This window comes from Providencia sp. TYF-12, assembly GCF_041344805.1.
Classification (GTDB): Bacteria; Pseudomonadota; Gammaproteobacteria; order Enterobacterales; family Enterobacteriaceae; genus Providencia; species Providencia huashanensis.
Genome location: NZ_CP166833.1, coordinates 3,693,753 through 3,718,930, shown reverse-complemented (window position 1 = coordinate 3,718,930; position 25,178 = coordinate 3,693,753). Strand labels below are relative to the sequence as shown.

The window sequence follows — 25,178 nt, the reverse complement described above, 5'->3', positions numbered from 1 at the left end:
GTTTCTATCCTTTCGTTGAATCCAATCTTGTCTGGCTATCAAAATTTTTTCTTGTGTTTATTTCTACATGACTACTTTTTTGCGAAAAGCTTCGCAAACATGGCTAAACATTGTGTGAATTCCATATGAGGTTGCGAAGCTCTACGCAAGATGGATCAACCTAACTCGCTATATAGTTTTTTTTCGCCAATATCCACTTTGTGTATAAAACATGGAAGAAAAGGCGATGAAACAGAAGCAAAGTCATACCCAACATGGGTTCACTTTAATTGAAATCCTCTCAGTGTTATTTATTTGTTCTTTAACAACTTTATCTGGTATGCATCAGTGGAAACAGCATCTAGAAAAGCAACGGTTAATTGATGCTGCAAGGCAACTATCTGAGTTTATTTATAGTCATATGATGGAAGGTGTTTACTTAAATAGGCATCAGTTGTTATCAATCAAGATTGGTAAGGAGGGCTGGGGGATATCTGTAAAGGATGCGAATACCCGCCAAGAAATAGGGAAAATAACAGCGGATAAGTATCAAGGAATTGAACTTATTAGGGCTAGTCGTCACTCAGTCGATTTATATGGCAAGCAAGGTACAAGCCGCGCGTTTAGCTTCGAATTAAGAAATAAAGATACTGATATTTCTATTTATATTTCGGCCTTAGGGCGGATTAGGGCGTGCAGTAAGAAAAATATTGTTGGGTTACCCAAATGTTAAACAGGGCTAGCATTGATGGAAATAAAACACCAGATAAAAACCAAGGTGGTTTTACATTAATTGAAATGTTAATAGCAATAGTAATAAGTAGCTTTGTATGTGTTGCTGCTATGAATAGTATCCCTGCCATTTTTAAGCAAACTTATCGCGCTTATTTCCAATATCAACTTGATAGAGAAGTTAGGCAGGTCTTGCTGAATATGGAAAAAGACTTCAGGCGTATTGGTTACTGTAGCAGTGCTCATTGTACTGGTGAGCCAATAAAAATTAGTGCTAAGTTCCTGAGTAAAATTAATAACTCGTGCATAATTTTTGCTTATGACCAAGACCTGTCTGGGCAGTGGGAAAATATTAAATCAAAAAAGACAGAGACTGATTATTTTAGCTATCGTTTTAATGGTGAGAAATTAGAATCTAACCGAAACGTTAGAAACTGTGATGGAACTCGTTGGCAATCATTGTTCGACCCTAATGTTGTTAAGGTCAAACGGCTATCGTTCAATTTGTTGAAAAACAAGCTAATATTAGAAGTGTTTTTAGCAGTAGAAACTCGGTTGTTACCTAATCAAGTATTTAATTACCAGTTTGCTGTATTTCTTAGGAATCTATAATGGGGCTAATAAAGCAGCAAAATGGGAGTGTCGCTTTAGTGATGGTGGTTGTGCTAATGACCATGGGGTTGATACTCATTAAATCACTGCATTTTTACCAAGAGCGAGCTTTCGAAGAATGGCGCAAAGAAGTTCGGTATTTTAGCGGGTTTAATCGAGCAGAATCGGCACTTGCTTGGGGGGCTACACTATTGTGGGATATCCATTCACGTAACTATAAAACTTGGTTTTGCCAGCAAAATACAAACCGGAAATGGAAAAGTTGTCTAAAACATTACAAAGGTTCAAATTTTATTTTATCGGGGCAAAGTGATTATCAGTTTGGTTTAGAAATAAAAGTTTATCGTTGGGTTATATTGGATGTTAATAAGCAGCAAGTTATACCGCGTTCGAAGGGCTGGTTAGACTATTGCCCTGTGACAAAAAAAGGGTTTTGCCAGTGAAAATAGAACAGCAAGGCTTTGCATTAATACAATCAATCATTGCAACCGCAGTTTTTGCTATCTTATTAATAGCTTTGCTAAACTATACGCAATATATCGTATTGAATTTTAATCAATTGTATAAAGATTCAACGGCGGTAAGGGTCTTGCATAGTCGATTAGAAAAGCAGGGGGCAGTCGGTGATGAAACCTATTCTGAGGAAATCTCTTCCATTGGGGAGGTTTTACGTTACCCTGAATGGAAAATAGAGCAAACTCTTACGCACCCTGTTAAATATTGTACAGAGTCGATGGCTTCACTACTAATTTCAAGGCAGCGATTTTCGTTAAGCCGCTGGTACTGCTCAATAGGAGAGCATCATGTTTCAGGTTTATCATTCTAATCAATTAGATTTATTAAAAGAGTTAATTGCTCATTTAATGAAAAATGAACCACTTCCTCACCCTTTTGAGCAAGAAATTATTTTGGTGCAAAGCCCTGGTATGTCTCAGTGGCTACAAATCGAGTTAGCAAAGCAATTTGGCATTGCTGCAAATATTAATTATCCATTGCCAGCAACATTTATTTGGGACATGTTTAGGCGGGTACTCCCTGATATTCCTAAAGAAAGTGCATATACGAAACAAGCAATGACATGGAAATTGATGACAATATTGCCAACCGTGATTGATGAAGAAGAGTTTGAACCTTTAAGGCATTATCTTCAGCAAGATACAGACAAACGCAAGCTGCATCAGCTTGCAGGGAGAATTGCTGATTTATTTGACCAGTATTTAGTTTATCGTCCTCAATGGATTGAAAAATGGCAGCAAAATGAAGAGATTGAAGGGTTAAGCTCGAATCAATTATGGCAAAAGCGCTTGTGGCAATGCCTTGTTGATTATTCAAACGAATTAAAACAACCGCCTTGGCACAGGGCAAATTTATACCAAAGCTTCATTAATAAGCTGTTAGAAGTGCCTGATTTAGGAAAAATGCTACCAAAACGTATTTTTATTTGTGGCATTTCATCACTTCCACCTACGTATTTGCAGGCTCTTAATGCTATTGCAGAACATACGGACGTTCATTTAATGTTTAATAACCCCTGCCGCTATTATTGGGGGGATATTCAAAGTGCATCATTTTTAGCTAAGTTACAGCAGCGTAAGCTACGTCATTATCTTGATAAACATGAAATTTCTCGGTTTAAGGCCGAAGAACATAGCCCGACCTTATTTAATGAAAATGGTGAGCAAAATATTGCTAACCCATTGTTAGCGTCGTGGGGGAAACTTGGTAGAGACAATTTATATTTTATTGCCCAACTTGATAACGCCAATGAAATTTCTGCGTATGTAGATACAAAGCGTGCAAATTTATTAGAAAATATACAGCAAGATATCTTAGATCTGGAAAATCATGCACAGCTAGGAACGACATTAGAAAGTTATGAAACGAGTTCAGGCAAACGTCCAATAAGTGAGCTGGATGAATCTATAACATTTCATTCGTGCCATAGTGCGCAGCGGGAAGTTGAAGTATTACAAGACCGGTTATTAGCACTTTTTGAGCAAGATCCGACATTAACTCCGCGTGATATTATTGTGATGGTTGCGGATATCGATAGCTACGCACCTTATATTCAGGCTGTTTTTGGTAATACGGCATCCTCTCGCTATATTCCATTTTCAATTTCAGATAGAAAAGCACTACAAGCTCACCCAATCTTACAAGCATTTATTACGCTACTCGATTTACCTCAAAGCCGTTTTTCGACGGAACAGGTGCTTTCTTTGCTTGAAGTCTCCTCTTTTTCCCGTCGATTTGGGATCGATGAAAGCGAGTTAAGTTTATTGCGTCGATGGGTTAATGAATCGGGGATCCGCTGGGGGCTTGATGATGATAATGTACGCTCTTTTGCTCTCCCTGTTATTGGCCAGAATACTTGGGAATTTGGCTTAAGCAGGATGTTGCTTGGTTATGCAATGGATAGCCGAAATGGTCCTTGGAATGGTATTTTACCATATGATGAATGTAGTGGGTTAGCCGCGCAACTTGCTGGCAAACTCGCATTATTAATAAATACATTAAGGGAATGGCGAACCTTATTAGAGCAAGAACGTTCACTGAGTGAATGGAAGGAGCTTTGCCAGCCATTACTGGATAGCTGTTTTATGGTTGATAGCGAAACTGAGTTGGTATTAACGTTATTAACAGAACAATGGCATCAAATTATTGATAATGCGATAACATCAGGATACGACAAGCTCATTCCACTTCGTTTAATCCGTGATGAACTCTCAGTGCGTTTTGATGACGAGAAGATAAGCCAGCGTTTTTTAGCAGGTTCGGTTAACTTTTGTACTTTGATGCCAATGCGCTCAGTCCCATTTAAAGTTGTTTGCTTATTAGGCATGAATGATGGTGCTTATCCTAGAAATATTCCACCGCTAGGCTTTGATTTAATGGCTGAAAAATCAGTCCGAGGGGATAGAAAACGGAGGGACGATGACCGTTATCTATTTTTAGAGGCATTGAACTCAGCAGCTAAACAACTCTATATTAGTTATATAGGGCTATCTATTCGTGATAATCAACCTTGTAATCCATCAGTATTAGTGACGGAATTGCTTGATTATATTTGCCAAAGTTTTTGTTTGGTAGGCGATGAGTCGCTTACCATCGATGAAAGTGCTAAGCGTTTAAATCAAAGGTTAGTTATTCAACATAATAGAGTACCATTCGCAAAAGAAAATTTCCTCCCTAAAACACCTTACCAAAGCTTTGCTAGTGAGTGGTTACTCGCAGCAAAAACAGCCAATAGAGTTGATGAACCATTTTGTTCTGTACTTGAAACTCGAGAACCTATTACGGATATTTCTCTCGAACAATTATTACGATTTTATCGTCACCCAATTCGGGCGTTTTTCCAACAACGGTTAAAAGTGCATTTTTCAATTGAAGAAACAGAGTTGCCAGAAGAAGAGCCATTTACCCTTGGTCGGTTACAACGTTATAAAATTAATGATCAAATTTTAGATTTGCTTGTCAAAGATGAAAGCCCAGATCCATTTTATTTCGCTTTGAAAGCTTCAGGTCAGTTACCGGCTAAGCAATTTGGCCAGCTTTTTTGGGAGCAGCAGTTAACTGAGATTTTACCATTAGCTGAAAAAGTTAAAGAATATGACAGGCAACTTTTTGACTATCCTATTGATTTTGAAATAAATAGGGTAAAAATTACTGGGGTACTTAAAAATGTTCACGAGACAGGTTTATTACGCTATCGACCAGCTTACTTAACCGCTAATGATGGCGTCCAGTTATGGATTGAGCATTTATTATTTAACTCGCAAATTGGTGAAGGGGACAGCCTATCACTAGGTAGGGATAATAGTATTTGGCAATTTTCATCTATTAGCAAAGAAGATGCTTTGGGGTATCTACAAGACTTAATAACAGGGTACTGTGAGGGTTTTGATTCGCCCCTCATCCTTCTAAATCAAAGTGGTTGGAATTGGATAACGGCTTGTTTTGATAAAAAGACAAAGCAGTATGATTTTTCAAATGAAGAAACACAACAAAAAGCACTGTCGGCTTTGCTTCAAAGTTTGCAAGGAAGCCAAATGAAAAAAGGTGAGATGGAAGATGATTATGTGTTGCGAGCATGCAGAAATATTGATAGCGCTATGATCCAATCGCTTTTATTAAACACTCAGCGGTTCTTATTGCCGATGACAAAATACTTGAAATAACGGGAGAGCACCATAGGATGCAACATTTATCCAAAAAAATCGCTCATTTGTTCTTATTATTCACCATCTTGGTGTGTGGTAGTGCATTAGCAGCGCAACCACTCTGGGAATTACTACCAGAAACGATTAATAAGAGTGAAAGTGATCCTAGGGAATATAAAGCAATAAAACTAAGCAATGACATGACTGTCTTGTTGGTTTCAGATGCCAAAGCAACGAAATCGCTAGCTGCTGTATCGATACCTGTTGGTAGTATTGAAAACCCAGATAGCCAGTTAGGGCTAGCTCATTATTTAGAGCACATGGTCTTAATGGGGTCTAAAAAATACCCAGAGCCAAGTAGTTTCTCGGAATTTTTACAAAAGCATGGTGGCAGCCACAATGCGAGTACCGCACCTCACCGTACTGCGTATTATTTTGAAGTTGAAAATGGGGCATTGCAGGAAGCGACAGATAGACTAGCTGATGCTTTAGCAGAACCACTTTTAGACCCTATAAATGCCGATAGAGAACGTAATGCGGTCAATGCAGAGCTTACAATGGCGCGTTCTCGTGATGGCATGCGTCTATGGCAAGTGCGCTCGGAAACATTAAATCCCCAACACCCAAATTCACGCTTTTCTGGGGGGAATCTTGATACATTAAAAGATAAAGCGAATAGTAAATTACAAGACGAATTAGTGGGCTTTTATAAGCACTATTATTCTGCAAATTTAATGAATGGTGTTCTTTACGGTGATCAATCTATTGAATCATTAGCTAAAATTGCCCAAGACACATTTGGTCGTATCCCTAATTTTAATGCGAGCGTACCGGTTCTTGATATTCCAGCAGTAACAGATAAAGAAAAGGGCATCATTATTCATTATGTCCCCGCACAACCACAAAAAGCGCTACAAATTGAATTTAGCATCAAAAATAATATGGCAGACTTTCGTAGCAAAAGTGATAGCTATATTAGTTACTTGATCGGGAATAGAAGCCCTGGGACATTAGCGGACTGGTTGATATCACAAGGCTTTGCTGAGGGTATTAGTGCATCAGCCTCACCAAATGCAGATAGAAATTATGGTTCTTTTTCCATATATGTCACATTGACTGATAAAGGCTTAGAGAACAGAGACGAAATTATTGCCGCTATTTTTGCCTATCTTGATCTGATCAAGAAAGAGGGGGTCAATAAAAATTACTTTGACGAAATAGCAAACGTGCTCAATTTGTCATTTAAGTATGGGTCGATTGTAAGGGATATGAATTATATTGAATGGCTCTCTGACCAGATGATTGATGTTCCAGTTAAACATGTTCTTGATTCAGACTATATTGCAGACAAATATGATCCAGAAGCGATTAAACAACGCTTATCGGAGTTAACTGCACAAAATGCACGAGTTTGGTTTATTGGCCCGGATGAGCCTAGTAACAAAAAGGCTTACTTTGTTGATGCGCCTTATCAAGTTGATAAAATCACACAAAAACAATTTAATCATTGGTCTAATTTAGAATCTAAAATGGGTTTTAAATTACCGGTTTTAAACCCATATATTGCGGATAAATTGACGCTAATAAAAACAGATAAAGTCTATAAACACCCTGAGTTTATTTATCAGGATGGGAATACGCGTGTTTTATATATGCCAAGTCAATATTTTGCAGATGAACCCAAAGCGAGCATTACCTTATCATTACGCTCAAACCAAGGTGACAAGGATGCTAAAGAACAAGTTACAGGGGCCTTGTTGCAATATATTTCATCATTAAAAATGGATGAACTGCAATATCAGGCGTCTGTTGCAGGTATGTCTGTCTCTGTTTCTCAGGGCGTTGGATTGCAGTTAAATGCGAGTGGCTATACGCAACACTTACCTGAGCTCTTTTTGTCAATGACTAAGCTGTATCTTAGCTTTGAACCGACTGAGCAGGAATTAGCTCAAGCAAAATCTTGGTACAAAGAGCAAATTGCGGTTGCTAACAATGCTAAAGCTTATGAACTGGCAATGCAGCCCCTGCAGCGCATCAATAGCGTACCATATTTTGAGCAAGAACAGCGTCTTGCTGAATTAGATAAAATTACGCTTAAAGAAATTACTGATTATCGTGAGATGCTGGTTAAGAGTGCTGCATTACAAGCACTTGTTTTCGGTAATATCACGGAAGAAAAAAGTATTGAGACCATTAAAGATGCTCAACAGCTACTCAAAAGCGAAGGAACAAACTGGTGGCGTGGGGATATCATTGTTATTGATAAAAGCTATTTAGCTGATTTTCATAAACAAGGGAATAGCTCCGATAATGCATTAGCGGAGATCTTTATTCCAGATGGTTATAATCGCATTGATGGCGCTGTTTTTGGTGGCATTCTCGCGAAGGTGATCCAACCTTGGTTTTATGACCAACTGAGGACAAACGAACAGCTTGGTTATGCCGTGTTTGCTTTTAAAGCGGGCCTGGGCGATCAGTGGGGAATTGGCTTTTTATTGCAAAGTAATGCTAAAACGCCGAACTACCTGAATACTCGTTATCAGGAATTTTATACCAATGCCTTGGAAAGGTTGAAAAAATTACCAACAGATGAGTTTAATCAGTATAAACAATCGATGATTACTGAAATGAAACAACCACCACAAACGTTCTATGAGGAGGTTGGTCGCTATTCTTCCGATTTCTCACGTAATATTTTCAGCTTTGATACTCGAGAAAAAGTAATAGCTACGCTTGGTTCTGCGACTAAACAACAGGTAATCAAATACTATGAAGATGCAGTTATCAAACACAAAGGGTTAGCACTTAGCTCTCAGGTTATAGGGCATGGTATTGATGGAAAAGCAGGGTACGCTAAATTGAAAAATTGGCGGCTGTACCCAACAGCTTCAGAATTACAAAAGAGTTTACCAATAAAGGAAGATGCTGAGTGAATAACGCGCAGATAGGGTCCCAATTACTGAATGTTTTTTCATTACCGTTGCAAGGGCAGCGTTTAATTGAAGCATCGGCAGGAACCGGTAAAACATACACAATAGGTATACTTTATCTGCGTCTTTTATTAGGTTTAGGGGGGGCGAACGCTTTCTCTAGGCCTTTGAGTGTTGAGGAAATTTTAGTTGTAACCTTTACTGAAGCAGCAACGAATGAGCTACGCGGTCGTATTCGTCAGCGGATACATGAAATGCGCTTAGTGTGTTTAAGAAATGGCGTTGGTTTTGAATCACAGCCAGAATATCTTGAACTATTAAGTGAACTTCCCGAGGGTTTACAAAGGGAATTTGCCCAAGAATGGCTATTGGCGGCAGAAAGGCAAATGGATGAAGCTGCTATCTACACTATTCATGGTTTTTGCCAAAGAATGTTGGTTCATAATGCATTTGAATCAGGTGTGTTATTTGAGCAAACAATGGTTCAAGACGAATTTCCGATTCAAAAGCAAGCTTGTGCAGATTTCTGGCGTCGTCATTTTTATCCGTTAAATTATTCGATGACGAAAGTCATTCAGTCATTGTGGAACAGCCCTGAGTCATTGTTAACAGAGATAAAACCTTTTTTGCAAGGTGATATTCCAGTTATTATTAATCAGCCTCAACAAATAGAAACACTAGAGGAACGACACCAGCGGTTAATCTCATTAATTGATTCAGTTAAAGCATCTTGGCTAGAACATTCCGCTGATTTCGAAAAGCTGATTACAGATTCTGATGTTGATAAACGAAGTTATAGTTCCCGTTTCTTACCTTCTTGGTTGACAAAAATAGCTCAGTGGGCGCAAGAGCCTACTGAGGATTATCAGTTACCAAAGGATCTCGTTCGTTTTTCACAAACTACATTGCATGAAAAATCTAAAAGCGGTTCTGGGCCAGAACATATTGTTTTTCAACATATAGACAACCTACTTTCTCAATCATTAACACTTAAAGACCTTATTATTCCACTCGCGATTTCTGAAGTTAGGCAAACTATTACTCGAGAAAAACACAATCGGGGAGAAATGGGGTTTGATGACCTATTAACTCGTTTAGATAGTGCTCTTAGCCAAGAGAGTGGGAAATTTTTAGCTCATGCTATTAGCCAGCGTTTTCCTGTGGCAATGATTGATGAGTTTCAAGATACAGATGCACAACAATACCGTATTTTTCAACGGATTTACCAAGGTGTTGAAAACAGCGCCTTACTTTTTATCGGTGACCCTAAACAGGCTATTTATGCCTTTCGTGGTGCAGATATTTTTACTTATATTGAAGCCAAAAAAGAAGTTAGTGCTCACTACACATTAGAAACTAATTACCGTTCATCTCAAAGTATGGTTGAGGCCGTTAACCATATCTTTAGTCATTGCGAGTCTCCGTTCATATTTGATCAAATACCTTTTCAACCAGTTAACTTTGCCCCACAAAATAGTGGGAAAAAATTGGTCCATAATGGTGATGAAGTTAACGCTCTCACTTTTTGGCAATTGGGTGCAGAGGGGGTTTCTGTCGCGGAATATGAGCAAGCAATAGCGTCACAATGTGCGGCACAAATAGCTCAGTATTTACTAGGTGGGCTGCGAGGGGATACTTATTTTGATAATAAAGGTAAGTGTACTCCTGTTGCAGCTTCAGATATTACCGTCTTGGTACGTAGCCGGCGAGAGGCCGTATTAATTCGCGATGCTTTAAATCAACTGAATATAGCTTCTGTTTTTCAATCCAATAGGGAAAGCGTATTTTCCACCCCCGAAGCTAGGGATCTGTTGTGGTTATTGCAGGCGGTATTATCCCCTGAAAAAGAACGCGTTTTGCGTAGTGCATTAGCCACAGGGATATTAGGTTTATCAGCAAAGCAAATAGATGACCTTAATCACGATGAGAAAGCGTGGGAACAATTAGTAGATGAATTCGCTCGTTATGCACAAGTGTGGCAAAAACGTGGTGTACTCCCAATGCTTCGCATGGTGATGGCTCAGAGGCATATCGCTGAAACATTATTATCTGGAATTGATGGCGAACGCCGATTGATGGATGTAATGCATATTGGTGAACTGTTGCAAGAAATGTCACTACAACTTGAAGGTGAGCACACACTTACTCGATGGTTAGCGCAGCAGATTGCACACCCAGACCATCAATCAGATGCGCAACAAATGCGCCTTGAAAGTGATAAACATCTGGTTCAAATTAGTACAATTCATAAATCTAAAGGTCTTGAATACAAAATTGTTTGGTTACCTTTTGCCAGTAATTTTTTACCTCAGTCCAAAGGGTTATATCACGACAGAACAGATTTCGGTACAAGGCTAGACTTGTCTGATGGTGAAGATACCGTGGCCTTGGCTGATGAAGAGCGATTAGCTGAAGATTTGCGTTTATTATACGTAGCCTTAACTCGGGCTATCTATCACTGTAGTGTGGGGGTTGCGCCGCTGATCAAAGGGAATAGAAAGAAAAGTGGTGAAACGGACTTACATTTATCTGCGCTTGGATACGTCATACAAAAAGGGCAGGCAGGAGATAGCCAACTGTTAAATGAGATGCTCGATGAACTCAGTAACGATGTAATTAATGTTACTGTCATTGATGTACCTGAATTTGAACGTTTAACTCTTGAGTCAAATCATGATGAAAACTTAGCGGCAAGGGAAGTCACTCGCTATTTTGATGACCACTGGCGTGTTACCAGCTATTCGGGGCTAAGTTATGGTTCTAACCATTCAGAAGACGGGCAAGCCGTATCTGCTCTACAATTTGCAAATTCACTAGCACCAAATATGGATACTGAAGTCAGCGTTGATGTTGAGCAACAAGAAGGTGAAAATTCGGCTGAATTTTTAACGCCCCATCAATTCCCTAGAGGGGCATTGCCGGGGACCTTTTTACATACTCTGATGGAAGAGATTGATTTCTCTGAAGCAATTTCGGTTGAATGGTTAACTGAAAAATTAGAAGCGGCAGGGTTTGGTATTCAATGGGCACCTATGTTGCAAGAGTGGTTAAATGCGATTGTTCAGGCTCCGTTAGCAGATGATGGCTTATGTTTATCTGCATTACAGCCACAAGATCAGTTAGATGAAATGCAATTTTATATCCCTATAGAATCGGAACTCACGGCTAATCATTTAGATAAAATTGCCCATCAATATGACCCGCTATCTCAGCGTTGCCCTCCGTTGAATTTTGAAAAGGTACAAGGGATTTTAAAAGGGTTTATTGATTTGACTTTTTTTTGGGGTGGCAAATTTTATCTTCTTGATTATAAATCAAATTACCTGGGTGAGGATGCTAGCTTTTATACTCAAGAAGCAATGGCCGAAGCCATGATCGATCACCGATATGATTTACAATATCAATTATATTCCTTGGCACTACACCGCTATTTAAAACAAAGGTTACCTGATTATGATTACGAAACGCATTTTGGTGGTGTGTATTACTTATTCTTAAGAGGGATTGATAAGGTAAATTCGCATAATGGGGTCTTTTTTTATCGGCCTTTAGAAGCTTTTATTGGGGAATTGGATCTCCTTTTTCAAGGTAGGCAACAAGGGGAGGTGCTGAATGAAAGCACTATTTAATCGGGGAATTGAAGAACGTATTTTTACTCCACTTGATGTGCAATTTGCCTATAGCCTATCAGAGGATGAAAACCCAATACTACTGATGGTTACTGCTATTCTTAGTGCGGAAACGATGGCAGGGCATGTTTGCTTAGCGTTATCTGACATCATGCCTGAAAAGTTATTTGCAGGTCGGCATCCTGAACTGGCCGCGGAGTTTTGGCACAAAATGGGGCAGCCAGATGAGCAAACGGTTTATCAAACTTTGCTGCAAGCAAATGCAGTTTCGTTAGGAAATGAAAATAAAACGTCCCCGTTGGTTCTGTCGGGAGATTACTTATATTTTCAACGAATGTGGCAATATGAGCAGTATGTTGCGCATTATTTTTCTAACACCCCAATAGATGATAAAAATAACCAACAAATCAAGGTGGTTTTAGATAATTTATTTCCGATCTCAGATGAGATTGATTGGCAGAAAATTGCAGCTGCTGTTGCCGTGACGAGTAAAGTCTCCATAATTTCTGGGGGGCCGGGAACAGGGAAAACAACAACGGTCGCGCGTATCCTCGCTGCATTAATTAAACTGGAAACTAAGCATGAGTATAGGGTCAGAATTGAGCTTGCGGCGCCTACAGGTAAAGCGGCTGCAAGGCTAACCGAATCTTTAGGAGAGGCAATGAAACATATGCCTTTAACCGATGATGAGAGGGCGTTATTACCACATCAAGCGAAAACACTTCATCGTTTACTTGGTGCTCAGCCTGAAAGCCAAAAATTTCGCTATAACCGAGATAACCGATTATCGCTAGATATTTTAATTGTTGATGAGGCATCAATGGTCGATTTACCGATGATGGGTAAATTACTTGAGTCGCTGCCTGAAAATGCAAAACTTATTTTTCTTGGTGATAAGGACCAACTTGCATCTGTTGAAGCAGGGGCTGTACTCGGGGATATTTGCCAGTTTGCAGATAATGGCTACAGCCTTGAACGAGCGGCTCAGCTTTCTGAAATATCGGGTTATTCTATCGAACAATACTCTTCGACAACAGGTCCGATAATTCGCGATAGTTTGTGTTTATTGCGCAAAAGCTACCGTTTTTCTGCTGATTCAGGAATTGGGAAACTTGCTTTTGCTGTAAATGCGGGAAATGTACTTGGTGTTCAAAAGTTATTAAAGCAAGGCTGTTTTGATGTGCATAATTATGTGCAAGAAACGGCAGATGATTATGCACAAATTTTATTAAATGCCTCTGAAAATTATAAAGATTATTTATTGGCTGTAAAATCAAAGGAAACGCCGGCTCAGGTTTTAAAAAAGTTTAATCAATATCGTTTATTAACCGCTTTACGGGAAGGCCCTTTTGGGGTAGTAGGCCTGAATGATAAATTAGAAAAATTATTACATCGGCAAGGGTTAATAAACCGTCCCTATAATTTATTAAATAAACACTATGCTGGCCGGCCAATCATGATTAGCCGCAACGATAGCCCACTAGGGTTATTCAATGGGGATATTGGGGTCATATTACCTGATGAAAATAATAGCCTGAGAGCTTACTTTCAATTTCCAGATGGCACTATTCGTGGAATACAACCGAACCGTCTACCACAGCATGAAACCGCTTATGTGATGACGGTTCATAAATCACAAGGTTCGGAGTTTGCTCATACCGCATTAGTGTTACCGCAGGTATATTCACCTGTTATTACACGTGAACTCGTCTATACCGCAATAACCCGAGCAAAAAAAGAATTGTCCCTTTATGGGAGCCCAAAAGTATTACGTCGAGCAATTGAAACGCCGACAAAACGGCGCAGTGGTTTGGCGATACAATTAATGTGACTAAGATATACTTAAGTGACAGTTATATTTAAATAATTTATAACCATAGATTAAAGGTAATAAGATGGATAACCAGCAAGAAATGACCGCAATAACCCTAACATTAAATGCAAGGCTTGAGCCGATTAGGCGTGCAGATTTAGAAGATGCATTTGATGAAGTCATGAAAAGCATGGGGAAAGATATCCATGTTACTGGTGGTGGTACGTCACTTGATGATAATGGTGAGGCACAAGAATGCGATATAGAAATCGCTATTGCGGATGCTAGTGACGAAAATATCAGCTTAATTATCCAGCTATTTACTTCAATGTTAGCGCCGAAGGGCTCTCGTTTATTTATTCATGGTGAAGATGTCCGGATTGATTTTGGTACAGATGAAGGGCTGGCAATTTATTTTAATGGAACAGAATTAGCCGATGAGGTTTATGAAAACGGAGATATCAATGAGGTCTTTGACATACTTGATGAAGCAGTTGAAGATATTGGTAGTATCCATGGTGTTTGGGATGGGCCAACAGAAACAGCATTTTACTTTTACGGCACTTCTTTTGCTGAAATGGAAGCTGCATTAAAACCCCATTTAGATACAATCCCATTATGCCAAAAGGCAAGGGTTGTACAAATAGCTTAACTGTGTAATTTATTCCTAGCTAGAGTTAAAGTTGTAAAAGTGCCCACCCAAATTATACATCCATATGATTTGGGTGGGAGAGGATAATTAACCAGCTATGGTTTCAAATAGTGTCGAAATAGTTATTTATCTGATTGGGTTTTTAAATCTAATATTAAAATCTTAGAACGCCGCTGGTAGTTATATAATGCTTGTTTCTTCAATGGTAGCATTTCAATTTCAGCAGGGGTAAAGCCACGTTCTTGGAACCAATGAATGCTGCGTGTTGTTAATACAAACAATCTGTCTAAGCCAAATTGTTTTGCTTGAGCTGCCACTCGATTAAGTAGTTCTTCCCCTCTGGCAGAGCTGCGGTAGTCAGGGTGAACTGCAACACATGCCATTTCTCCAAGTTTTTCTTCTGGGTATGGGTAGAGAGCCGCACAAGCAATCACCAAGCTATCACGTTCAATAATGGTAAATTTGTCGATTTCCATTTCAAGCTGCTCACGTGAACGCCGTACTAAAATGCCTTGCTGCTCGAGTGGGCGAATAAGTTCTAAAATGCCCCCAATATCGTTAATATTTGCGCGGCGGATTTGCTCTGCACTTTCCATTACTATTTGGGTACCAATACCATCGCGGGAGAACAGCTCTTGGATTAAAGACCCATTTTCTTGGTAGCTCAATAAGTGGCTACGGCGAACACCACGACGGCAAGCTTTTGCTGCACCGCGTAAAAAGCGTACAGTTCCTGAGTAATAATCCCCTTCAGATTCTAGCTGTTGAATGAGGTTTTCCGCTTCATTTGGGAATAACTCAGACAGGATATTACCGTTCTTATCAGCAACCCCTTGCGAAGAGCAAAAACCGATAAGTTTCTCAGCCTTCATTTTTACAGCGAGTTGGGTGGCTATCTCTTCTGAGGTGAGATTAAAGCTTTCCCCCGTAACAGAAACGGCAACAGGGCCAATGAGTACAATGGAACCGTTATCGAGTTGGTTATTAATCGCTTCTTCATTAATACGGCGTATCCTACCACTATGGCAATAATCAATACCGTCATCGACACCTAATGGTTGAGCAATAACAAAATTACCACTAACTACATTAATATGCGCGCCTTGTAACGGAGTGTTACCTAAGCTCATGGATAACCGAGCTGTAATATCTAATTGTAAAGCACCTGAGGCTTGTTTGACATATTCAAGTGTATTGGCATCAGTTACGCGAGTATGTTTGTGATAAACAGCGTCATAGTTATGCTCTGCTAGGATATCTTCGATTTGAGGCCGAGCGCCATAAACGACGATAATCCTTATGCCTAAACTATGTAATAACCCTATATCATTGACAATACTAGGGAAATTTTCATGGGCAATTGCTTCACCACCAAGCATAATAATAAAAGTTTTGCCGCGGTGGGCGTTTATATAAGGGACCGAATGGCGAAACTCATCAACCAATTCGGTACTGCGCTCTTTCATAACGACCCTCTTAAATGAATTTTTATTCGCTAATAATGTATTTTTATTCTTTTTGGCGCAGAATATCAAGTAAAAGATGGTATAAAAAAAGTAACAATTTTATTTTTGACGTTTACATATCTCTAAATTTAACTATATATACTCTACGGAAATTAAATTGCTTAAAATTGACACAGAAAGTCACTCAAAAACATTTTCTCTAGGTATGATTAAGTTATGCTTATAGTGGTAAGTCTATAGATGTCTTGTATATTCTTAATGACAGAGCACAAATGATTAGTTAGAGTGCTTATTTCTGGTCAAGCTATTGGCAGTTATTCTTAAATCACTTTATTTCTCAGTTCTAGGTTCGGAATTATTGATGAGTCATCAAGATCACAGCCCATCGAAGCGCCGTTTTATACAGGGCGCAGCTGCAGTTATGTTACTGAGCGTCAGCCCATTCGGTTTTTCTGCAAATAGCAGCGTCATCGCTGTGCGTATTTGGCCTGCATCAAGCTATACCCGAGTTACGCTAGAATCCAGCGTCCCGTTAAAGTATCGCCAGTTTGTGCTTAATAACCCTGAGCGCATTGTTGTCGATCTTGAAGGGGTGCAGTTAAATAATGTGCTTAAACAGATGGGGACTCAGATCCAAACTCGTGACCCGTATTTGAAGTTGGTTCGGGTAGGGCAGTTTGATCCTCAAACGGTTCGTTTAGTTTTTGAAGTAAAAAATAGAGTTAGCCCTCAGTTCTTTACGATAACGCCTGTTGGTGAATTTAAACATCGTTTAGTGCTTGATTTTTATCCGGGCAAAGGTGTCGATACCAATGATGACCCACTGTTGGCGCTACTTGAGGATTACAATAAAGGTGATCTCGAAGAAAACATGCCAGCTCAAGCTAAAAAACCAGGGAAGGCGGGAAGGGATCGCCCGATTATTATTATGATAGACCCGGGACACGGTGGTGAAGACCCAGGTGCGATAGGGAAATATAAAACGCGAGAAAAAGATGTCGTCCTGCAAATCGCACGTCGTTTAAAAGCATTAATTGATAAAGACCCTAAAATGCGGGCTTATATGACACGAAATGAAGACGTTTTTATTCCGTTGAAGGTTCGTGTTGCGAAAGCAAGAAAGATGCAAGCAGATTTATTTGTTTCTATTCATGCTGATGCATTTACTAATCGTTCAGCACGTGGTTCCTCTGTCTTTGCTTTATCAACGAAAGGGGCTACCAGTAATACGGCTCGTTATCTTGCGCAAACTCAGAATGAAGCTGACTTAATTGGTGGGGTAAGTAAGAGTGGAGATGTATATCTTGACCATACAATGCTTGACTTGGTCCAAACGGCAACGATCAATGATAGTTTGAAGTTTGGTGATGAAGTATTAAAACTCATGGGTAAAGTCAATAAATTGCATAAGAACAAAGTTGACCAAGCTGGGTTTGCGGTACTTAAAGCGCCTGAAATACCATCAATTCTAGTTGAAACCGCATTCATTAGTAATTTAGAAGAAGAGCGAAAGCTTAAAACAGCTAAGTTCCAGCAACAAATGGCTGAATCTATTTTTGAAGGGGTTAAAGCCTATTTCCGCAATGGTGGAGAGCTAGCTATTCGTAACTAATCGAGTGAGCTATTAGGTATATGTTGATATAAAGGTGATGAACTAATTTGTGAGTCGCCTTTTTTATTTGCATAAATAAAAAAATAAGGTTTTATACAGGATAAAGACTAAAGGTGATTTGCTATTCAAGGAAGGAAACTAAGAAAGAATTGGTTGCGGGGGCTGGATTTGAACCAACGACCTTCGGGTTATGAGCCCGACGAGCTACCATGCTGCTCCACCCCGCGACTGAAGAAGTAAAAAATTGGTTGCGGGAGCTGGATTTGAACCAACGACCTTCGGGTTATGAGCCCGACGAGCTACCATGCTGCTCCATCCCGCGACTGAATTTTTACATCTTTATACTGCTGACTACTTTTAATACTTTACTGATAAAATCAGTAATTGGTTGCGGGGGCTGGATTTGAACCAACGACCTTCGGGTTATGAGCCCGACGAGCTACCAAGCTGCTCCACCCCGCGTCCGATTCGGGCACTATACTCGGGATGAGATCTGATGCAAGTTTTTTCGTGTTTTTTTTTCAAATTTCAGCATCTACAGAACAAAATCCGCACTGAATGTCTATTTTTTAATCTTTAGTGGGAGTGTTGAGAAAAATAACTGAACTAAATATGTTTACTCGTTTCATTCCCAATTTGGGTTTGCTATTGTGCGTTTCATATTGGATTGTTGGATGCGCTTGGGTGGTGGAGAATGAATTTAGGACTGACAAAAATTGTAAATAAGCGAGCAGTAAAAAATGGGTTGGTAATCAGTGTGTTTTTTTCTTTATTGGCAGGATGCCAAACTCATCCAACGGATAAAGGCCAACAATATAAAGATGGGCGTTTAGTACAAGACCTGCAAAAAGTTAACCAAGTGAATGTTCAAGGTCGGCCTATTAATGCACCTGATTTTAATCAACAAGTTGTTGAGATCAAAAATGCATCACCCCGTTTATTTCAAAATAACAGCGATACCTACCATGCTATCGAGAATTGGTTAATGGCGGGGGGAGAACCTGCGAAATTAGCTAATTTCAATTTAACAGCTTTTCAAATGGAAGGAGCTGATAATTATGGGAATGTGCAATTTACTGGTTATTACACGCCTGTTATCGAGGCTAGACGCGTCCCACAAGGTGAATTTCGTTACCCTCTATATGGTATGCCACCGAAAAGAAAATCCCGCTTACCTAGCCGAGCAGCTATTTACAATGGTGCATTGAGTGATAATTTAATTTTAGCTTATAGTAACTCTGTCGTTGATAATTTTATGATGGAGGTACAAGGAAGTGGTTATGTTGACTTTGGTGATGGCAGCCCACTGAATTTCTTTGGTTACGCAGGTAAAAACGGTCATGCATACAAAAGTATCGGTAAAGTGCTTGTTGATCGTGGAGAAGTACCACTAAACCAAATGTCTTTGCAAGCTATCCATGATTGGACAAATAACCACAGTGAGCAAGAAGTTCGCCAATTATTAGAAGAAAACCCATCGTTTGTTTTCTTTAAGCCTCAATCATTTGTCCCTGTTAGGGGGGCGAGTGCAGTACCTTTAATTGCTAAAGCTTCAGTGGCATCAGATAAAACATTAATTCCGCCTGGGACCGCATTACTTGCAGAAATCCCCGTATTAGACGGTAATGGTAAATTTACGGGGCAGTATGAAATGCGTATGATGGTTGCCTTAGATGTCGGAGGGGCAATTAAAGGACATCATTTTGATATTTACCATGGAACGGGCCATGAAGCTGGGAAAATGGCAGGTTTTTATAATCATTATGGGCGAGTTTGGGTGTTGAAAAAAAGCCAACCGCTTTTTGGTACAATGTAGTTAACGTTTTAACTAAGGTTGTTTGTTATTATGCAAGCTAAGCTTTCAGATGCTTGGATGCAGCGTTTTGCTGGGATCGGGCGTTTATATGGGCAACAAGCCCTTCATCTTTTTGCACGATCTCACATTTGTGTTATTGGTGTCGGTGGGGTTGGTGTATGGGCAGCTGAGGCGCTAGCTCGTTCAGGTATTGGTTATATTACTTTGATTGATATGGATGATATTTGTGTAACCAATACAAACCGCCAATTACATGCAATAAAATCGACAGTGGGCTTACCCAAAGTTGAAGTCATGAAAAATCGTATTTTGGAAATAAACCCTGAATGTGTAGTGAATGTGATTGATGATTTCATCACTGTTGATAATGCTGCTCAATACCTTAGTACGGGGTTTGACTATGTTATTGATGCGATTGATAGTGTTAGGCCAAAAGCTGCACTGCTAGCGTATTGCAGGCGCTTTAAAGTCCCTGTGGTAACGACCGGGGGAGCCGGGGGGCAGATTGACCCCACGCAAATCCAAGTTTCAGATCTCGCAAAAACTATACAGGACCCATTAGCTGCCAAACTACGTGAACGTTTGAAATCTGATTTTAATGTCGTGAAAAATGGCAAAGGCAAGCTTGGTATTGATTGCGTTTTCTCAACTGAGCAATTAGTTTACCCGCAAAGTGATGGGACGGTGTGTGCCGCTAAAAGCACCGCCGAGGGTTCTAAGCGTATGGATTGCGCAGCAGGTTTTGGCGCAGTAACCATGGTAACTGCGAGCTTTGGCTTTATCGCAGTTTCTCATGCACTCAAAAAAATGGTTGCAAAAGCGCAAAGGCAGGCAAGTCAAAGTGAGTAAGAATAGGAAGAGGCCATAAAATAGCCTCTTTCTAGCATTGATTATGCTGGCGTCATTTCACTGGCAATATTTTGAATTGCACTAATGAGTGATTGAATGCCATTTTGGCGGGATTCACTTAGCTGTGCCGGTAAGCCAGTTTGGGTGAGTAAATCATTAAAATTAATATCTATGATTTCCTGCGCTGTTTTTTGTTCTACCGCCGCGAGTAAAATGGTAAATAAACCTTTTACTACACGCCCCTCACTATCACCATAAAAGTGGAACGTATTATTATCATTGAGCAGTGCACCTATCCAGACGCGGTTTTCACAGCCTTTAACCTCTTGAGTTTGTTGCTTTTCATCGTCAGTTAATGGTGGTAACTTTTTAGCAAGCTGGATGAGCAAACGATACTTATCTTCCCATGCTTTGTACGTTGAAAATTGTTCAACTATTTCTTGAATTCCAATCTCTGTACCAAAAGGGTGCGGAGCAAAATCATGTTTAGTCGAAGTCATTAGGCTTCCTTCTGTATCTTTAGTCTTCATTTAATCATTTAGTATAGAAAGTGAGAGTGTGACTGCATCGATAAACTTATTGATATCTTGCTGGTTGTTATAAGGCATTACTGAAATGCGCAAACACCCACTAATATTCAATGCATCCATTAAGGGTTGGGCACAATGCTGACCATAGCGTAATGCAATATTTTGCTCGGTCAAGAGGGTACCTAAATCGCTATGATGAATATCTTTAAAATTAAATGATAATAAAGGGGAGTGAGAAGGGTGATAACTCATAAAGTTGGGGAGTAATGACAGCTTCTCGTAGGCGTATTCCACCAAGGAACATGCATAAGCTTCAGCAGAAGTTAAATCGACACCTTCTAGCCACTTAAGGACAGCAGAAAAGGCAATGACGCCAGCAATATTTGGTGTTCCAGCCTCAAAACGCTGTGGGATAGGCGCAGGGGTAAAATGGTCAAATGTGACATCAGTCAGCATTTTACCTCCTCCGTGCCAAGGGCTCATTTGTTCTAATAGCTCAGTTTTCGCATAACAAACCCCAAGCCCTGTAGGGCCATACAATTTGTGGGCTGAAAATGCGTAAAAATCAATATTCAGCTTTTTTACATTTATTGGGCTATGTACTACACCTTGTGCTCCATCAACCAGAACAAGTGCCCCAACTTGGTGAGCCAACTGAGTTATAGCATGTAAATCAGTTTGATATCCCGTTACATTGGACATTTGTGTGATAGCAACAAGTTTGCTTTTTGTGGAGAGCTTTGATTTGAGCACATCAAGGCTTAATGTTAAGTCTTTTTCAACAGGCCATTTAATTATTTTAGCGCCAGTTTGTTGAGCTAGCATAATCCAAGGTAATAAATTTGAGTGATGTTCGATTTCACTTACAATAATTTCATCACCGGGTTGTAATCTTGAGCGAAAATAACACTGAGCAATTAAATTGATTGATTCAGTAGTTCCACGCGTCCAGATAATATTTTTTTCGCTGGGGGCATTAATCAATTTGGCAGTGCGGACACGGCCTTGTTCATAGTCACGAGTTAATTTTAAGGCGTCAGGGGATTGGCCCCGATAAACAGAACTACCTGATAAACGGTAATAATTATTTGAAGCATCGATCATGGCTATGGGTTTTAATGCGGTAGCTGCGCTATCAAAAAATAGAGTCGATGAGTCTAAAGCAGGAAATGCGAGACGAAATGAAGTGGCGCTAAAATGGTCCATGAGTTCTTTCTTTTAGTCAAAATTTATCTGTTATTGGCTATTGCTGAGTGTGGTGTAATTTGATTGTACATTTATTAGTACATTTATAGTTATTTTTTTGATTAATTTAAACATATCATTTTCAACCTAAGCATTGAAATATTTTGTTACGTTTGGTATTAATTGTTATCAATTATCTAGAATGTGTTTTTTAAAATGATTTAGCGTTTTGCATTACAATGCAATCCTTTTTATTCAGAAATTATTTTATTGATATCCTTTACGAACATATTTCAAGAATTATCTTAAATATCTAACTGAAAGTTTTTTCGGTACACTAGTAGTTATCTATAGATTATTGTATTTATTACGTTAAATTGCTTAGGTATTTATTGTTAGTGGTTTAAATAAATAGCAAAAAAAAGCACCGCGCGTTGGCGGTGCACTATAAAAATCACTATGGACAGACAGGGTAAATGTACAGGAAGTGAAAAAACAGTAGCAAAGCTACAAAGTCTGGCTGAACCAGACAACTTGCAAACACAACATCACAACCACAAAGCCAAAAGTTCCAAAGTAACTAAACTCTGTAACTTTTCGTTCCGGCTTAGGAAGTGTGCATACTATAGGTATTTACTGGCGTATCCTCAAGGGACAAATTATAATGCTTCGGATGAAAAAAACTAATGAATAACAATATGCCAAGTAGAAGTGATTATGTCTAAAAGATTACCGCCCCTGAATGCACTGAGAGTCTTTGATGCAGCAGCTCGTCATTTAAGTTTTACTAAGGCTGCAGAAGAATTATTTGTAACGCAAGCTGCTGTTAGTCACCAAATGAAAAGTTTGGAGGATTTTCTTGGGCTCAAGCTGTTTCGCCGACGTAATCGTTCATTATTATTAACGGAAGAAGGTCAGAGCTATTATCTTGATATTAAAGAAATTTTCTCTTCTTTAAATGAGGCGACACGCAAGCTTCAAGCGCGAAGCGCGAAAGGGGCTCTAACAGTAAGTTTGTCACCAAGCTTTGCTATCCAATGGCTTGTACCAAGGCTTTCAGGCTTTAACCAAGCTTATCCTGGTATTGATGTAAGAATACAGGCTGTGGATAGAGAAGAAGATAAATTGGCAGATGATGTTGATGTCGCTATTTTCTACGGTAGAGGAAATTGGTCAGGGTTAAGAACGGATCGGCTGTATGCTGAATATCTAATGCCAGTATGTTCACCATCGTTATTAACAGGTGATAACCAACTTAAAAATCCCGAAGATTTAGCAAAACATACGTTACTTCACGATTCTTCTCGAAGAGACTGGCAAGCGTATGTTAAACAACTAGAGTTACAGAATGTGGTCAATGTACAGCAAGGGCCTATTTTTAGTCATAGTGCTATGGTTATCCAAGCTGCTGTACATGGGCAAGGTATTGCATTAACAAATAATGTGATGGCCAAAAATGAAATTGATGCAGGGCGTTTAGTTTGCCCCTTCAGTGAAGTATTGGTGAGTAAAAATGCATTTTATTTAGTCTGCCAAGAAAGCCAAGCAGATTTGGGCAAAATAGCGGCATTTCGCCAGTGGATCTTAGGGCAAGCAGCGAGTGAACAAGAAAAATTAGGCTTTATTACGGGTGACCAAGATGTGGCGCTTATTCAGTAATCAAGTAGTTAAATAAAAAGGTGTTACTGTGAATAGTCGTTTGATGTTAATTTTTGCTGGGATTAGTGGCTTCTTTACTGTTGCTTTTGGGGCTATAGGCTCTCATGCGTTGTCGTCAATCATGAGTGTCCACCAAATGGACTGGATTGAAACAGGCTTACGTTATCAGATGTTACATACTGTTGCGCTTATGGTGTTAGGTGCAGTTTTATTGCGTAAAGTGGTTCTATGGTTTTACTGGTCAGGGGTATTTTTTTCAGTTGGCATACTTCTTTTTAGCGGTAGTCTTTATTGTATGGCCCTATTGCAGGTAAAATACTTTTCTTATTTTACGCCAATAGGGGGAGTATGTTTCCTGATTGGCTGGCTGTTAGTAGTAATTGGCGCTATGCGTCTAAGGAAATCGGCGTCACGTAATGAGTAATAAAATTGCACTATATTGCCGTCCAGGCTTTGAGAAAGAGTGTGCAGCAGAGATTACAGACAAAGCCGGGCAAAAAGAAATTTATGGTTTTGCTCGGGTAAAAGAAAATAGTGGTTATGTTATTTTTGAGTGTTACCAAGCAGAAGATGCAGATACACTCGCGCGGACGTTGCCTTTTCGAGAGTTAATTTTTGCTCGCCAAATGATTGTGGTGGGGGATTTACTAAAAGATCTGCCGCCAGAGGATCGTATTACCCCGATTATAAACGCGCTGAGCCAGCAAGTTGCTCGAGCGGGTGATATTCGTGTTGAAGTGGCAGACACGAATGAATCTAAAGAGTTAATGAAGTTCTGCCGTAAGTTTACGGTGCCTTTACGTAATGCATTACGTAAAGAGAAAATTTTACTTCCTCTTGAAAATTTTAAGCGCCCAGTGATCCATGTATTTTTTATTGCTCCGGGTTGCTGTTATACAGGGTATTCCTATACCAATAATAGTTCGAATTTTTATATGGGTATCCCGCGATTAAAATTTCCATCAGATGCGCCAAGTCGCTCAACATTAAAACTCGAAGAAGCTTTTCATGTATTTATTCCGTATGAAGAGTGGGAAGAGCGGTTAGCAAGCGGTATGAACGCAGTTGATTTAGGGGCATGTCCGGGAGGTTGGACATACCAATTAGTGAAGCGCAGTATGATGGTTCATGCCGTAGATAATGGCCCAATGGCAGAAAGCTTAATGGATACTGGGCAAGTTAAACACCACCGAGCTGATGGTTTTAAGTTTCAGCCAAGTTCACAAAACATTACTTGGTTAGTATGTGATATGGTTGAAAAACCGGCGAAGGTGGCTGCACTGATGACTGATTGGCTAGCACAAGGTTGGTGTCGGGAAGCTATTTTCAATCTCAAGTTGCCAATGAAAAAGCGTTATGAAGAAGTTTCACATATTCTGGAAAAGATGAAAACACAGCTAAAAGAGCAAGGTGTGAATGTGTTAATTCAAGCTAAGCAACTTTATCATGACCGAGAAGAAGTCACTGTACATGTGATGAGAATTTGGTCTGCCAACCCAATGGCGCGTGAATATTACTAGTTAGTGTACTGCCATTCTAAAGGCCGCCAAGTGT

The 25,178-nt window shown here is 39.6% G+C and carries 18 protein-coding genes and 3 tRNA genes; 15 read left to right on the top strand and 6 right to left on the bottom strand.

Annotated features, from left to right (window positions below; translation table 11 throughout):
* The first annotated feature begins 226 nt into the window (after positions 1–226).
* From ABE954_RS17355 to ABE954_RS17315, 9 genes are all read left to right on the top strand, one after another.
* On the top strand, positions 227–712 hold the full coding sequence (locus tag ABE954_RS17355; RefSeq protein ID WP_225833046.1) for a prepilin-type N-terminal cleavage/methylation domain-containing protein: 486 nt from the start codon (positions 227–229) through the stop codon (positions 710–712).
* Complete coding sequence (locus ABE954_RS17350) at positions 706–1,323, top strand: prepilin peptidase-dependent protein (protein ID WP_221078370.1); 618 nt, start codon at positions 706–708, stop codon at positions 1,321–1,323. The genes ABE954_RS17355 and ABE954_RS17350 overlap by 7 nt, the downstream gene beginning before the upstream one ends.
* Positions 1,323–1,766 (top strand): DUF2509 family protein, encoded by a 444-nt coding sequence (locus ABE954_RS17345; protein ID WP_129466384.1) that lies wholly within the window; start codon positions 1,323–1,325, stop codon positions 1,764–1,766. Before ABE954_RS17350 ends, ABE954_RS17345 begins: the two co-directional genes overlap by 1 nt.
* On the top strand, positions 1,763–2,149 hold the full coding sequence (locus tag ABE954_RS17340; protein ID WP_042845983.1) for a prepilin-type N-terminal cleavage/methylation domain-containing protein: 387 nt from the start codon (positions 1,763–1,765) through the stop codon (positions 2,147–2,149). The genes ABE954_RS17345 and ABE954_RS17340 overlap by 4 nt, the downstream gene beginning before the upstream one ends.
* Positions 2,127–5,501, top strand: a complete 3,375-nt coding sequence (recC, locus tag ABE954_RS17335) for an exodeoxyribonuclease V subunit gamma (protein ID WP_131680209.1) — start codon at positions 2,127–2,129, stop codon at positions 5,499–5,501. Before ABE954_RS17340 ends, recC begins: the two co-directional genes overlap by 23 nt.
* 17 nt (positions 5,502–5,518) lie before the next feature.
* Positions 5,519–8,416 (top strand): pitrilysin, encoded by a 2,898-nt coding sequence (gene ptrA, locus ABE954_RS17330; protein ID WP_371025632.1) that lies wholly within the window; start codon positions 5,519–5,521, stop codon positions 8,414–8,416.
* Complete coding sequence (recB, locus tag ABE954_RS17325) at positions 8,413–12,042, top strand: exodeoxyribonuclease V subunit beta (RefSeq protein ID WP_166687069.1); 3,630 nt, start codon at positions 8,413–8,415, stop codon at positions 12,040–12,042. The genes ptrA and recB overlap by 4 nt, the downstream gene beginning before the upstream one ends.
* Complete coding sequence (gene recD, locus ABE954_RS17320; RefSeq protein WP_129466379.1) at positions 12,026–13,873, top strand: exodeoxyribonuclease V subunit alpha; 1,848 nt, start codon at positions 12,026–12,028, stop codon at positions 13,871–13,873. The genes recB and recD overlap by 17 nt, the downstream gene beginning before the upstream one ends.
* A gap of 64 nt (positions 13,874–13,937) precedes the next feature.
* Positions 13,938–14,507 (top strand): hypothetical protein, encoded by a 570-nt coding sequence (locus tag ABE954_RS17315; RefSeq protein ID WP_042845977.1) that lies wholly within the window; start codon positions 13,938–13,940, stop codon positions 14,505–14,507.
* 122 nt (positions 14,508–14,629) lie between these two features.
* Here the strand turns inward: ABE954_RS17315 and argA are convergent, their stop codons facing one another.
* Positions 14,630–15,973 (bottom strand): amino-acid N-acetyltransferase, encoded by a 1,344-nt coding sequence (argA, locus tag ABE954_RS17310; RefSeq protein ID WP_042845975.1) that lies wholly within the window; start codon positions 15,971–15,973, stop codon positions 14,630–14,632.
* A gap of 361 nt (positions 15,974–16,334) precedes the next feature.
* Here argA and amiC point away from each other — a divergent pair, with 361 nt between their 5' ends.
* Positions 16,335–17,585, top strand: coding sequence for an N-acetylmuramoyl-L-alanine amidase AmiC (gene amiC, locus ABE954_RS17305; RefSeq protein ID WP_042845973.1), 1,251 nt, complete (start codon positions 16,335–16,337; stop codon positions 17,583–17,585).
* Between the two features lie 150 nt (positions 17,586–17,735).
* Here amiC and ABE954_RS17300 read toward each other — a convergent pair.
* From ABE954_RS17300 to ABE954_RS17290, 3 genes are all read right to left on the bottom strand, one after another.
* A tRNA-Met gene (locus ABE954_RS17300) sits at positions 17,736–17,812 on the bottom strand.
* An 18-nt stretch (positions 17,813–17,830) separates the two neighbouring features.
* Positions 17,831–17,907: transfer RNA gene (locus ABE954_RS17295), tRNA-Met, on the bottom strand.
* Positions 17,908–17,970: 63 nt separating this feature from the next.
* Positions 17,971–18,047 (bottom strand) — tRNA-Met (locus ABE954_RS17290).
* 232 nt (positions 18,048–18,279) lie between these two features.
* Between ABE954_RS17290 and mltA the strand changes: the two genes are divergently transcribed.
* Both mltA and tcdA read left to right on the top strand, forming a co-directional pair.
* On the top strand, positions 18,280–19,401 hold the full coding sequence (gene mltA / locus ABE954_RS17285) for a murein transglycosylase A (protein WP_048606311.1): 1,122 nt from the start codon (positions 18,280–18,282) through the stop codon (positions 19,399–19,401).
* 30 nt (positions 19,402–19,431) lie between these two features.
* A complete protein-coding gene (tcdA, locus tag ABE954_RS17280) occupies positions 19,432–20,250 on the top strand; it encodes a tRNA cyclic N6-threonylcarbamoyladenosine(37) synthase TcdA (RefSeq protein WP_042849006.1) in 819 nt (272 codons plus the stop codon).
* A gap of 41 nt (positions 20,251–20,291) precedes the next feature.
* On the opposite strand, the gene csdE is transcribed toward tcdA, so the two are convergent.
* Complete coding sequence (gene csdE, locus ABE954_RS17275; RefSeq protein ID WP_048606312.1) at positions 20,292–20,750, bottom strand: cysteine desulfurase sulfur acceptor subunit CsdE; 459 nt, start codon at positions 20,748–20,750, stop codon at positions 20,292–20,294.
* Between the two features lie 30 nt (positions 20,751–20,780).
* The gene (gene csdA, locus ABE954_RS17270) at positions 20,781–21,986 is read right to left on the bottom strand and encodes a cysteine desulfurase CsdA (RefSeq protein WP_371025631.1); all 1,206 of its coding nucleotides are present in this window, start codon (positions 21,984–21,986) and stop codon (positions 20,781–20,783) included.
* Between the two features lie 696 nt (positions 21,987–22,682).
* Between csdA and ABE954_RS17265 the strand changes: the two genes are divergently transcribed.
* The 3 genes from ABE954_RS17265 to rlmM are packed head-to-tail and all read left to right on the top strand — an operon-like array spanning position 22,683 to position 25,144.
* Positions 22,683–23,624, top strand: coding sequence for a transcriptional regulator GcvA (locus ABE954_RS17265; RefSeq protein WP_042849002.1), 942 nt, complete (start codon positions 22,683–22,685; stop codon positions 23,622–23,624).
* Positions 23,625–23,652: 28 nt separating this feature from the next.
* A complete protein-coding gene (locus ABE954_RS17260; protein ID WP_042849001.1) occupies positions 23,653–24,048 on the top strand; it encodes a DUF423 domain-containing protein in 396 nt (131 codons plus the stop codon).
* Positions 24,041–25,144, top strand: a complete 1,104-nt coding sequence (rlmM, locus tag ABE954_RS17255) for a 23S rRNA (cytidine(2498)-2'-O)-methyltransferase RlmM (protein ID WP_129466378.1) — start codon at positions 24,041–24,043, stop codon at positions 25,142–25,144. Before ABE954_RS17260 ends, rlmM begins: the two co-directional genes overlap by 8 nt.
* Positions 25,145–25,178 lie beyond the last annotated feature (34 nt).

Coding starts and splice junctions, on each gene's coding strand:
- ABE954_RS17355 (WP_225833046.1), top strand. CDS start 227: ATGAAACAGAAGCAAAGTCATACCCAACATGGGTTCACTTTAATTGAA.
- ABE954_RS17350 (WP_221078370.1), top strand. CDS start 706: ATGTTAAACAGGGCTAGCATTGATGGAAATAAAACACCAGATAAAAAC.
- ABE954_RS17345 (WP_129466384.1), top strand. CDS start 1,323: ATGGGGCTAATAAAGCAGCAAAATGGGAGTGTCGCTTTAGTGATGGTG.
- recC (WP_131680209.1), top strand. CDS start 2,127: ATGTTTCAGGTTTATCATTCTAATCAATTAGATTTATTAAAAGAGTTA.
- ptrA (WP_371025632.1), top strand. CDS start 5,519: ATGCAACATTTATCCAAAAAAATCGCTCATTTGTTCTTATTATTCACC.
- recD (WP_129466379.1), top strand. CDS start 12,026: ATGAAAGCACTATTTAATCGGGGAATTGAAGAACGTATTTTTACTCCA.
- ABE954_RS17315 (WP_042845977.1), top strand. CDS start 13,938: ATGGATAACCAGCAAGAAATGACCGCAATAACCCTAACATTAAATGCA.
- argA (WP_042845975.1), bottom strand. CDS start 15,973: ATGAAAGAGCGCAGTACCGAATTGGTTGATGAGTTTCGCCATTCGGTC.
- amiC (WP_042845973.1), top strand. CDS start 16,335: ATGAGTCATCAAGATCACAGCCCATCGAAGCGCCGTTTTATACAGGGC.
- mltA (WP_048606311.1), top strand. CDS start 18,280: ATGAATTTAGGACTGACAAAAATTGTAAATAAGCGAGCAGTAAAAAAT.
- tcdA (WP_042849006.1), top strand. CDS start 19,432: ATGCAAGCTAAGCTTTCAGATGCTTGGATGCAGCGTTTTGCTGGGATC.
- csdE (WP_048606312.1), bottom strand. CDS start 20,750: ATGACTTCGACTAAACATGATTTTGCTCCGCACCCTTTTGGTACAGAG.
- csdA (WP_371025631.1), bottom strand. CDS start 21,986: ATGGACCATTTTAGCGCCACTTCATTTCGTCTCGCATTTCCTGCTTTA.
- ABE954_RS17265 (WP_042849002.1), top strand. CDS start 22,683: ATGTCTAAAAGATTACCGCCCCTGAATGCACTGAGAGTCTTTGATGCA.
- rlmM (WP_129466378.1), top strand. CDS start 24,041: ATGAGTAATAAAATTGCACTATATTGCCGTCCAGGCTTTGAGAAAGAG.